This is a genomic window from Aquipuribacter nitratireducens, from assembly GCF_037860835.1.
Lineage (GTDB): Bacteria > Actinomycetota > Actinomycetes > Actinomycetales > JBBAYJ01 > Aquipuribacter > Aquipuribacter nitratireducens.
In genome coordinates, this window is the sequence record NZ_JBBEOG010000005.1 from 155,606 (window position 1) to 166,715 (window position 11,110).

General features: G+C 74.4%; 8 protein-coding genes. 5 read left to right on the forward strand and 3 right to left on the reverse strand.

Translation table 11 applies throughout. The annotated features are described in order from the left end of the window. Positions 1-109: 109 nt before the first annotated feature. The gene (locus tag WAB14_RS11390) at positions 110-1,396 is read left to right on the forward strand and encodes an APC family permease (protein ID WP_340269878.1); all 1,287 of its coding nucleotides are present in this window, start codon (positions 110-112) and stop codon (positions 1,394-1,396) included. A 108-nt stretch (positions 1,397-1,504) separates the two neighbouring features. On the opposite strand, the gene WAB14_RS11395 is transcribed toward WAB14_RS11390, so the two are convergent. Beyond that, entirely contained in the window at positions 1,505-1,933 is a 429-nt protein-coding gene (locus WAB14_RS11395; RefSeq protein WP_340269879.1) for a CBS domain-containing protein, read from the reverse strand. Positions 1,934-2,298: 365 nt separating this feature from the next. Next, entirely contained in the window at positions 2,299-4,116 is a 1,818-nt protein-coding gene (gene uidA, locus WAB14_RS11400) for a beta-glucuronidase (RefSeq protein WP_340269880.1), read from the reverse strand. A 111-nt stretch (positions 4,117-4,227) separates the two neighbouring features. Between uidA and WAB14_RS11405 the strand changes: the two genes are divergently transcribed. Continuing rightward, the gene (locus tag WAB14_RS11405; protein ID WP_340269882.1) at positions 4,228-5,331 is read left to right on the forward strand and encodes a LacI family DNA-binding transcriptional regulator; all 1,104 of its coding nucleotides are present in this window, start codon (positions 4,228-4,230) and stop codon (positions 5,329-5,331) included. On the opposite strand, the gene WAB14_RS11410 is transcribed toward WAB14_RS11405, so the two are convergent. Next, complete coding sequence (locus tag WAB14_RS11410; protein WP_340269884.1) at positions 5,232-6,509, reverse strand: lactate racemase domain-containing protein; 1,278 nt, start codon at positions 6,507-6,509, stop codon at positions 5,232-5,234. The two genes, WAB14_RS11405 and WAB14_RS11410, sit on opposite strands and share 100 nt — an antisense overlap. 101 nt (positions 6,510-6,610) lie before the next feature. Here WAB14_RS11410 and uxaC point away from each other — a divergent pair, with 101 nt between their 5' ends. The 3 genes from uxaC to WAB14_RS11425 are packed head-to-tail and all read left to right on the forward strand — an operon-like array spanning position 6,611 to position 11,060. After that, positions 6,611-8,074 (forward strand): glucuronate isomerase, encoded by a 1,464-nt coding sequence (gene uxaC / locus WAB14_RS11415; protein WP_340269886.1) that lies wholly within the window; start codon positions 6,611-6,613, stop codon positions 8,072-8,074. After that, a complete protein-coding gene (locus tag WAB14_RS11420) occupies positions 8,071-9,471 on the forward strand; it encodes a mannitol dehydrogenase family protein (RefSeq protein ID WP_340269888.1) in 1,401 nt (466 codons plus the stop codon). Before uxaC ends, WAB14_RS11420 begins: the two co-directional genes overlap by 4 nt. Next, on the forward strand, positions 9,468-11,060 hold the full coding sequence (locus WAB14_RS11425; RefSeq protein ID WP_340269890.1) for a gluconokinase: 1,593 nt from the start codon (positions 9,468-9,470) through the stop codon (positions 11,058-11,060). Before WAB14_RS11420 ends, WAB14_RS11425 begins: the two co-directional genes overlap by 4 nt. Positions 11,061-11,110 lie beyond the last annotated feature (50 nt).

The window sequence follows — 11,110 nt, forward strand, 5'->3', positions numbered from 1 at the left end:
CGGTGCGGCGGCGACGTCGCGCTCGCTCATGGCCGGCGGCGGCACCGTCGCGCGAATCGTGAGTCCGTCGGAAGATGTGAGGCGGATCAAACCTCCATACGGTCACCGCATGGCCGCGGAACCGGGGGACGGCAACGCACGCACGACCGACGTCGCGGGTGAGGAGACCCAGGGCGAGCTCAGGCGGACCGTCGGGCCCACAGCGTTCGCCCTGTACGGCGCCGGGACGATCCTCGGGGCGGGGATCTTCGTCCTCATCGGGGAGATCGCCGGGCGCGCCGGGTACTGGACGCCGATCGCCTTCGTGGTCGCGGCGTTCGTCGCGGGCGTCAACGGCATGGTCTACGCCGAGCTCGGCACCCGGCAGCCCAAGGCCGGGGGCCCGGCGGCGTACGTCCGCGAGGCGCTGCGCCGGCGCTGGCTCGCCGTCATCATCGCGTGGCTGATCGTCGCCACCGGTGTCGTCTCGTCGGCGACCATCGCCAGTGGGTTCTCCGGCTACCTCGTCGCCTTCATCGACATGCCGGAGTGGATCCCGCGGGCGGTCCTCATCCTCGTCCTCGCGGCGGTCGCCGCCGGCGGGGTCGAGCAGTCGACGTGGTTCATGGCCGTCACGGCGACCGCGGGCGTCATCGGGCTGCTGTTCGTGTGGTGGGCCGGCTTCCTCAGCGGCCAGGCCGACCCCGGCCGGCTGGTGTCCGAGGCGGGCGGGCTCGCCGACGCGGCGCTGGCGACCGGCGTCCTGTCCGCCGTCTTCCTCGCCATCTACGCGTTCATCGGGTTCGAGGACATGAGCCACGTGGCCGAGGAGGTGAAGCGGCCCGGCTTCTCCCTGCCGTTCGGGATCGGCGCGGCCATCGGCGTCTGCGCGGTGCTCTACACGGTGACGGCCGTCGCGGCGCTGTCGGTGCTCGATCCCGACGCTCTGGGCGGTGCGACGGCCCCGCTGGTCGAGGTGGTGGCGGCGACCGGCATCCCGACGTGGCCGGTCACCGTCCTGTCGCTCGTCATCATCTCCTCCGGCGTCCTCGCCCAGCTGATCATGGGCTCGCGGGTCATCTACTCCCTCGGCCGCCCGGACGGCGGAGCCGCCGGCGACGTGCAGGGGGCGCCGGGATGGCTCGCCGCCGTCAACGAGCGCACGGGGACCCCGGTGCGGGCGACCTTCGCGTGCGCGCTGGTCGCGGTCGCACTCGCCCTGTTCCTCCCGCTGGCAACGCTGGCGGCCATCACGACGTACGTCCTGCTGGTGGTCTTCGCGTTCGCCAACGTGTCGCTGATCGTCCTCGAGCGGCGCCGGCCCGACGCGCCGTTCGACCTGCCCGCCTGGGTGCCGTGGGTCGGGCTGGTGCTCACCCTCGCGCTGCTGGTGGGCCAGCCGTTCGTCGGCGGCTGAGCCAGGCGGTCACGGCGGCATCGGCGAGCACGTCACGTCACTCCGCCTCCAGCACACCCGCTGACAGGGCTCCCTCGGCCGACCGGTGACATCCACGATCCCGCTGCGTCAGCTCCTGATGTAGCCCACGAGCTGGTCGCGCTCGTCCTGGAGGTCGTCGATCCGCCGCTTCACGACGTCGCCGATGCTGACGATGCCGACGAGTCGGCCGTCGTCGACCACGGGGACGTGGCGGAAGCGTCGCTCCGTCATGAGGCGCATCAGGTCGTCGACCGACGTGGTCGGTCCGCAGGTCTCGACCTCGGCCGTCATGATCGACGACACCGGCCGGTCGAGGAGCGACGCCCCGGAGGTGTGCAGACCCCGCATGACGTCTCGCTCGCTCGCCATTCCCTCGACCCGGTTCCCGTCCGTGCTGACGACGAGGGCGCCGATCCTCATCTCGGCCAGTCGGTCGACCAGCACGCGCACGGACTCGCCCGGTGCGATGGTGGCGACGTCGTGGCCCTTGCGCCGCAGGATGTCGGAGATCGTCACGATCCACCTCCACCGGCGCCGCAGGCGTCGGCGGCCCGTCCGCCGACACAGGCTCCGGATGAGCAACCGTAGTCCCGGACCGGGGTACCGCGTCGGGCTGAGCGAGACCCGCCGACGTCCCATGCGAACGGGGCGCTTCTCGACGGAGGCGTGGCCTCCCCGTACGCCACCCCGGCATCAGGCACGCGGAGCCGCCGGGCGCACGTCACGGCGCGACGTCGTGCCCACGCTCACCTGTTGCCGGACCTCGCTGTCGCGACGTCGGCGAGGGGGTCGCCCATGTCGCCGAGCGAGCCGCGGCTGGAGACGATGCTGCAGCGCACGGACCTGGCACGAGTCCGCTCCCGAGCCCGGGTGGCGCACCGTCAGCGTGTCCGGTGCCACCGCCGACGCAGGGCGTGCGCTGCGGCCTTGGGCTTGCGGTCCCGGGTGAAGGCGCCCTTCTTGTTGCCGTCGACCCTGAAGATCCCGGGCGCGGTCTGGAAGTCGGCGAAGTTCCACACGTGCTCGCCCACGACGGCCTCGACGCTGTCGAACACCCGGTGGTTCATGTCGAGGTAGTCGACCTGGTACTCCTCGGTCCACGGCACGGGGGTCGTCGAGTGGACCCCGGGCATCGTGTCGGCGCCGTACTCGGTGATGATGATCGGCTTGCCCTCGCCGGCCCACCCCTGCAGCTCGGCACGCCACGCCTCCTCGGCCGCGGCGAGGTCACCGGTCTGCACGTACCAGCCGTAGTAGCGGTTGAGCATGACGACGTCGCCGAGCTCGCTGACGCGGCACGTGCCGTGCGGCGCGAGCATGACGTTGACGAACCCGACCGGACGGGTCGGGTCCAGCTCGCGGGTGAGCGCGAAGAGAGGCTCGAAGTACTCCCGGGCCGCATCGGTGTCGGACTCCGGCTCGTTCGCGATGCTCCACAGCACGACGCTCGGGTGGTTCTTGTCGCGGGCGACGAGCTCGCGGATCGCCTGGGCGTGCACGGCCTGCGTGCGCTCGTCGACGGTGTCGGGGGAGAAGGTCGGGACGGCCTCGCCCCCGAAGATCCCGCTCGCGATGCCGGTGTTGAGCCCGACCGCGGCGGTCTCGTCGATGACGACGATGCCGCGGCGGTCCGCGTAGTCGTAGACCTCGTCGGCGTACGGGTAGTGCGAGGTGCGGAACGAGTTCGCGCCCACCCAGTCGAGCAGCTCGAAGTCGTGGACGAGCATGACGTCGTCGTGGCCCTTGCCGCGCACGGGCGCGTCCTCGTGCTTTCCGAAGCCGGTGAAGTAGAAGGGCTCGTCGTTGATGAGGAACCGCGTCCCGTCCACCCGGACGGTCCGGATCCCCACGGGCAGCGAGTACCGGTCGAACAGGTCCCCGTCGCCGTCGACCACGTCGACGGCGAGCTCGTAGAGGTACCCGTCGCCCGGGGCCCACGGGTGCACGTCGGGCACCGTGAGGGTGCCGCTCGCTCCGGTGCCGGCGGCGACCTCGGTGCCGTCGGCGTCGGTGAGCCGGACCCTCACGTCGACGCCCGACCCGCCGACGCCCGACCCGCCGGCGCCCGCGCCGTCCGGTCCGGCGACGGAGACGTCCCAGGCGAGGCTGCCGGTGGTGCCGTCGAGTCCTGGCACGAGCGTCACGTCGTCGACGTGGGTGCGAGGGGTCGCGTGGAGCCAGACGGAGCGGTGGAGCCCGGCGTAGTTGAAGAAGTCGTGGAAGTAGCGCTGTCGACGGCCGTGCGGGGTGTCCTCGACGACGCCGACGGGGATCGACTGCCACGTCAGCTCGTTGTTGACGACGACGCTGATGCGCGCCTCCTCGCCCGGGGTGACGAGGGCGGTGACGTCGGCCTCGAACGGCGTGTACCCCCCCTCGTGCCGGGCCACCTCGGTGCCGTCGACCCAGACGGTCGCGCGGTGGGTGGCGGCGTCGAAGCGCAGCACGATCCGCTGACCGTCCCAGCCTCTCGGCACGCGCACCGTGGTCGAGTACCAGGCGTCGCCGACGTGGTCGCGGACCGCGAGGTCCGGCACGACGTCGTTGTAGCTGGCGGGGACCGGCATGGCGTGGGCGTCGGGCAGGCGGCCGGACGACCAGCCGTCGCGCCGGCCCACGCCGTCCGGGTCGAGGCGGAAGTCCCAGATGCCGTCGAGGCGGCGGCGTTCGCGGGTGGGGCCGTCCTGGGGGCGGAGCATGGCGGGTCCTCTCGTCGGGGTGGTCGCGTCGGGCTCCGTTCATGACGCCACTCCCGGCAGGTCGGGGGCAATCGGTTGCCACGGCTTGCCACGCGCTCCTACCGTGCCGAGGTGGCAGACCGTGGGACACGGCGCGGGCCGCCGACCATCTACGACGTCGCCGCCGAGGCGGGCGTCGCGCCGTCCACCGTGTCCCGGACGTTCGCCCGCCCGGGCCGGGTGAGCGCGGAGACCGCCGCCCGGATCCGTGAGGTCGCGGACCGGCTCGGCTACCGGGCCAACCCGATGGCGCGGGCGCTGTCGACGTCGCAGAGCCGGATGGTCGCTCTCATGGTCGCCGACGTCACGAACCCCGTCTTCGCGGCCATGATCCGCGGCGCACAGGCGCAGGCCGCCGAGGACGGGTTCGTGGTCCTGCTCGAGGACGCCCGGGAGTCCGGTGCAGTGGAGCGGGAGGCGCTCGAGCGGGTCCTGCCGGTCGTCGAGGGGATCGTGCTCGGCGGCTCACGCATGCCGGACTCGACGATCCGCACGCTCGCCAAGCAGGTTCCGCTCATCGTGCTCAACCGCGACGTCGCCGGCGTGCTCAGCGTCGTCACCGACAACGCGCGCGGCATGCGCCGGGCGGTGGAGCACCTCGGGGGTCTCGGTCACGACTCGCTCGTGTACGTCAGCGGCCCCGAGGCGTCGTGGGCGGACGGCGCGCGGGTGCGCGCGTTCCGCGAGGCCGGTCACGAGCTCCAGCTCGCGACCCGCGCCACGCGTCACCACGCGCCGACCGTCGCGGGCGGTGTCGCCGCCGCCCGCGAGATGCTCGACGCCGCGACGGGACCGCCGACGGCCGTCGTCGCCTACAACGACCTCATGGCGATCGGGGTGATGCGTGCCCTGCAGGACGCGGGCGTGGCCGTTGCGGACGACGTGAGCGTCGTCGGGTTCGACGACATCCTCGTCTCCCAGCTCGTGTCCCCGCCGCTCACCACGGTCGCGGCGCCTTTGCGGGCGATGGGGGAGACCGCGGTGCAGAACCTGCTCGCCGTCGTCCGGGGCGCGCAGCCCCACGCCGAGCGCGCCTTCGTGCTGCCGGCTCGTCTCGTGGTGCGGGGCTCGACCGCTCACCGCAGGCGGAAGAGGACCTCGCCGGCGTTGGGCACCACGAGGGTGTCGGGGTCGGCGGAGAGCGCGTCGAGGTCGACGTCGTCCGGAGAGCGGTAGCCGAGGCCGATGCTCTCGACGGTCGCCCTGTCGATGCCGGTCGCGAGGGTCACCTGGACCCGGCCCTGCTCGCCGGCGACCGGGTCCCACGTCCCGGCCCCGCGAAGGTGCGTGCTGTGGGCGAGGACGCCCCACGGCAGGTGACGGAACCGCTCCCACTGGCCGAGGAAGTAGTCGCGGCAGTGGTAGCCGACCTCGAGGATCTCCGGGTGCGTCTCGGCGACGCTCCTCACGTGGGGGGCGACGAGGAGCACCTCACCGCCGTCGGCGACGACGGGCTCGACCTTGTAGAACCCCTTCGCGGCCGTCCACATGTCCTCGTACTTGGTGGGGACCAGCGACACGACGCGGCGGACCGGGCGGTCGAGGTAGCGGACGTGGGTCTCGGCGGAGACGTCGGCGGCCGCGGCCCACGCCGCCTCGGGCGAGCCGAACGCAACCGCGTGCAGGTCGTCGGTGCCCGAGCGCGCGACGACGCACAGGGCGAGCCGCTGCGTGGGGATCAGTGCGGCCGCCTCGTCGATGAGCGCCCGGACGGGCGTCGTGCCGCGGGTGCCGATGGTGTCGCGGCTCGTGATGAGCGCGCCCACCCAGTGCGTGAGGTCGATGATCTCCTGACCCGCGACACCGGGGAAGAAGTACTTGTTGCCGCCGGAGAACCCGACGACCTCGTGCGGGAACACGGGTCCGACGACGAGGGCGACGTCGTGCTCGACGACCGCCCGGTTGAGTCGCACGTCCACGGCGGTGCGCAGCCGACCGCCCGACAGCTCGTGGACCCGGTCCGCCTCGATCCGGCCGATCGTCACGAGCGCGTCCGGTTCCCACCACTCGTGGTTGCGGACCTCGACGTCCGGCCACCGAGGTGCCGGGTCGCCCGTCAGGTGCCGCGCGAGCTGAGCCTCGCCCATCGGCTGGTGCGTGCCGAGGGCGACGAGGACCGTCACCCGGCTCGCACGTCCGGCGAGGGCGGCCCGGACGGCGCCGACGAGCAGCGGCAGCGGCAGGCTGCGGGTGGCGTCGGGCACGAGGACGCACACGCTGCGGCCGTCGACGTCGCACGCAGCCAGCTGCTGCCCGACGAACGCGCGGACGGCGTCCGCGTCGAGCACCGTCCCCGCGTCACCGAGCAGGGCGGCGCCGGTGGGTGCGTGCACGGAGAGGTCCGTCGTCGTCATGCGCCTCACCATGCACCCGGCGCCGACGGCTCGGCCAGGGTCGGCGGCAACCGGTGGCAACCCGTTGCCGACCGGCTCCGGGTGCCCGCACAGTCCACGCCATGGCGACGACGACGGCGCAGACGACGGCGCACCTCGTGACCCCGACCGGCGGCCCGCGTCGGCTGCGACCCCACCCGGACCGGCTGCTGCCCGCGGACCCCGCGACCCGCGCCGTGGCGCGCGAGCTGTACGACGGTATCCGTGACCTGCCGATCGTGTCCCCGCACGGGCACGTGCCGGCGGCCTGGCTCGCCGAGGACGCCGCCTTCCGGGACCCCACGTCGCTCCTCGTGACGCCCGACCACTACGTGACCCGGCTCATGCACGCCCAGGGGGTCCCCCTGGACCGGCTCGGCGTCGGCCGTGGCCCGTTGTCGGAGGCGGAGTCGCGGGAGGCGTTCCGGCTGCTGTGCGCCGGGTGGCGCACCTACCGCGGCACCGCGGTGCGGCACTGGCTCGAGCACACCCTCGCCCACGTGCTCGACGTCGACGTCGAGCCGTCCGCCGCGACCGCCGACGCCGTCTACGACCAGGTCGCGGACCGCATCGCCGCTCCCGACCTCCGGCCACGCGCGCTCTACGACCGCTTCGGCCTGTCGGTCCTCGCGACGACCGACGACCCCACCGACGACCTCCGCCACCACCGCGCGCTCGCGGCGGACCCGTCGTGGCGAGGGCGGGTCGTCCCCACCTTCCGCCCCGACGCCTACGTCGAGGTCCGACGGAGCGACTGGCCCGACGCCGTGACCCGCCTCGGGGCCGTGGCCGACGTCGACACCGCCACGTATGCGGGCTGGATCGCCGCGATGGAGGCCCGCCGGTCGTACTTCCAGGAGCACGGGGCGACCTCGACCGACCACTCCCACCGCGACGCCCGCGCCGAGCCGCTCGAGCGGTCCGTCGCCGAACGGCTGTACGCGAGGGCGGTCGCCGGCGCCGTCACGCCGGACGAGGCCGACGCGCTCCGACGCGACCTGCTGTTCCAGATGGCGCGCATGGCGAGCGAGGACGGCCTCGTCATGACGCTGCACCCGGCGGTCGCCCGTGACCACCACCCCGGCACCCGCGACAGGTACGGCGCCGACGTCGGCGCGGACATCCCCGTCGGGGTGGAGTTCACCGACGCCCTGCGTCCGGTGCTCGGCGCGTTCGGCACGAACCCCCGCTTCCAGCTCGTCGTGTTCACCATCGACGAGACCGTGTACTCCCGAGAGCTCGCCCCCCTCGCCGGGTTCTACCCGTCGCTGTACGTGGGGGCGCCGTGGTGGTTCCTCGACGCGCCCGAGGCGATGACCCGGTTCCGCTCGGCCGTCACCGAGACCACAGGTTTCACCCGCACCGCCGGCTTCGTCGACGACACGCGGGCGTTCCTCTCCATCCCGGCCCGCCACGACACGGCCCGCCGGGTCGACGCCGCCTACCTCGCCCGCCTCGTCGCCGAGCACCGGCTCGACCTCGACGAGGCGCACGAGGTCGCGCACGACCTCACCGTCGTGAACCCGCGGGAGGCGTTCCGGCTGTGAGCGGCACAGCGACACGCCTGTCGCGCTCAGCCGGTCACGGCCGTCCGGCCGCGCCCGTCCGCATCGCGCACCTCGGCCTCGGCAGCTTCTCCCGCGCCCACCAGGCCTGGTACACCGACCGGGCGCCCGACGCGGCCCAGTGGGGCATCGCCTCCTTCACCGGCCGCTCACCGGACCTCGCCCGGGCGCTGCGCCCTCAGGGCGGCCTCTACACGCTCCTCGTGCGGCAGCCGGACCGGGACGACGTCGAGGTCGTCTCCAGCCTGTCGCAGGTGCACGCGGCGACCGACCACACCGCCTGGCTGGGGGTGGCGGCGGCCGCGGACACGGCCGTCGTCACGCTGACCGTGACCGAGGCGGGGTACCGGCGGGGTCCGGACGGTCACCTCGACATCGGGCGCGCCGACGTGCGCGACGACGTGCAGGCCCTCCGTGCGGACATCGGCGCCCCGGTCGGCACCGTCCCCGGCCGGCTCGTCGCTGGGCTGGCCGCCCGCCGCGCGGCCGGCAGCGGGCCTCTCACGCTCCTGCCGTGCGACAACCTTCCGGCCAACGGCCGGGTCGCCGCGACCGTCGTCGACGACCTCGCCCGCGCCGTCGACCCGGCCCTCGCGCGCTGGATCCGCGGCACCGTGCTGTTCGGCACGACGATGGTCGACCGGATCACCCCGGCCACCACGGACGACGACCGTTACGCCGTCCTCGCCGCCGCCGGTCTCCACGACGCCGCACCCGTGCCGACCGAGCCCTTCAGCGAGTGGGTGGTCGCCGCCGACTTCCCCGGCGGCAGGCCCGCGTGGCACGAGGCCGGAGTCACGCTCGTCGACGACGTCGCCGCCTTCGAGGAACGCAAGCTGTGGCTGCTCAACGGCGCGCACTCCCTGCTCGCGTACGCCGGCCCGCTGCGCGGCCACACCACCGTCGACGAGGCGATGGCCGACCCCGTCGTCCGCGGCTGGGTCGAGCAGTGGTGGGACGAGGCCGCGCCCCGCCTGTCCCTGTCGCCGGCCGCGGTGCGCGACTACCGCGCCGCGCTCGTCGCCCGCTTCGCCAACCCCCGTATCCGCCACCACCTCGGCCAGATCGCCGCGGACGGCAGCCAGAAGCTCCCCGTCCGGCTCCTGCCCGTCGTGCGGGCCGAGCTGGCCGCCGGACGCCTGCCCGACGGTGCCCTCCGGGTCGTCGCGGCGTGGGTCGCGCACCTGCGGGGGCTCGGTGCGCCCGTGGCCGACGACGCCGCCGCGCCCCTCGCCCCGGCCGTGCAGGGCGACGACGACACCGCCGTCCGCACCGTGCTCGCCCACCTCGACACCGCCCTCGCCCGTGACCCAGCCGTCGTGGCCCGCGTCCGCAGTCACCTGAGCAGCCTCACCGGGGCGCCGGTCGGTGCCGGGTGAGCCGCGGTCCGGGCGAGGTCGTCGTCGGCGTCGACGTCGGCACCACCGCGACCAAGGTCGTCGGGTTCGGCCTCGGCGACCCGTGGCGGTACACCGCCGTCCGGGAGTACCCGCTCGAGCGGCCCCATCCGGGCTGGCACGTGCAGGACCCCCTGCGGGTCCGGGGGGCAGTCGAGCACGCGCTCGCGGAGTGCGTGGCCGCAGCCCCGCTCGGTACCCGGGTGGTCGGGCTGTCGCTCAGCACGGCCATGCACGGCCTCGTCGGTCTCGACGCGGACCTGGACGCCCTGACACCGGTCCTCACGTGGGCCGACGGCCGCTCCGCCGCCCAGGCGCGCGAGCTGCGCGACGGCGCGCTGGCGGCCGCCGTCCACCGGCGGACCGGGACGCCCGTGCACCCCATGACGCCGCTCACCAAGCTCATGTGGCTCGCCCGCCACGACCCGGGGCTCGCGGCCCGAGCCCGCTGGTGGGCCGGGCTCAAGGACTGGGCTGTCGCGGGCCTCACCGGTCGGCTCGTCACCGAGCTGTCGAGCGCGTCCGGCACCGCCATGCTCGACGTGCGCGAGCGCGCCTGGGACCCGCTCGCGGTCGACCTGGCCGGCATCCGCGTCGACCAGCTGCCGGAGGTCGTCGCGACGACGACAGTGCTGCCGCTGGCACCGGACGTCGCCGCCCGCGTCGGCCTGCCCGCCGGTACACCCGTCGTGGTGGGCGCCGGTGACGGACCGCTCGCCACCCTCGGCGTCGGCGCGACGGCGCCCGGTGTCGTCGGGCTGTCCGTGGGCACGAGCGGCGCCGTCCGCACCCTCGCCCCCGGCCCCACGACGGACCCGGACGGGCGGCTGTTCTGCTACGCCCTCACCGACGACACGTGGGTGGTGGGCGGTGCCGTCAGCAACGGCGGGTCGGTCCTGCGGTGGGTCCGCGACCTCGTGCTGCCCGACGCCGGACCCGGCCCGGGGGAGCGCGACGCGGAGCTGCTGCGTCTTGCGGAGGACGTGCCCGTCGGCAGCGACGGGCTCGTGCTCCTGCCGTACCTGCTCCCGGAGCGAGCTCCGCTGTGGGACCCCGACGTGCCCGGCGCCCTTCTCGGGCTGCGCGCCGGGCACACCCGCGGGCACGTCGTCCGGGCGGCCGTCGAGGGTGTCGCGCTACAGCTCGCCGCCGTCGTCGACGCCCTCGCCGGGATCGCACCGGTGCACGCGGTCCGCGCCACCGGTGGGGTCTTCCGCGCGCCGCTGTGGCGGCACGTCGTCGCCGCCGCCCTCGGCCGGCCGCTGACGATGTCCGGCGGCGTGGAAGGGACCGCCACCGGTGCTGCCGCTCTGGGGCTGCACGCCCTCGGCAGAGCGAGCGACCCCCTCACGGGACTGGGTCTGCTGGCGCCCCCAGGTGCCTGTGCGCACGGGACGAGCGAGCCCGTGGACCCGGCCGACGTCGCGACGTACGCGGGTCTGCGGGCCGCGCTGCCCGCCCTCGTCGCGACGTTCGCCACCGCGGCCGACGCGCTCACGCCGTCGGTGACCACGGGGACGGGCAACACGTGGCAACCGGTGGCCACGGCCCCGGTCGGACTGCGGGAATGAGTGGCAGGACCCGGCAGCGGGGCCGGGCCGCACACGACAAGGAGACCACC

What these genes read in the sequence shown, in the direction of transcription:
- WAB14_RS11390 (WP_340269878.1), top strand. Translation starts at nt 110, where the DNA reads ATGGCCGCGGAACCGGGGGACGGCAACGCACGCACGACCGACGTCGCG.
- WAB14_RS11410 (WP_340269884.1), bottom strand. Translation starts at nt 6,509, where the DNA reads ATGACGACGACGGACCTCTCCGTGCACGCACCCACCGGCGCCGCCCTG.
- uidA (WP_340269880.1), bottom strand. Translation starts at nt 4,116, where the DNA reads ATGCTCCGCCCCCAGGACGGCCCCACCCGCGAACGCCGCCGCCTCGAC.
- uxaC (WP_340269886.1), top strand. Translation starts at nt 6,611, where the DNA reads ATGGCGACGACGACGGCGCAGACGACGGCGCACCTCGTGACCCCGACC.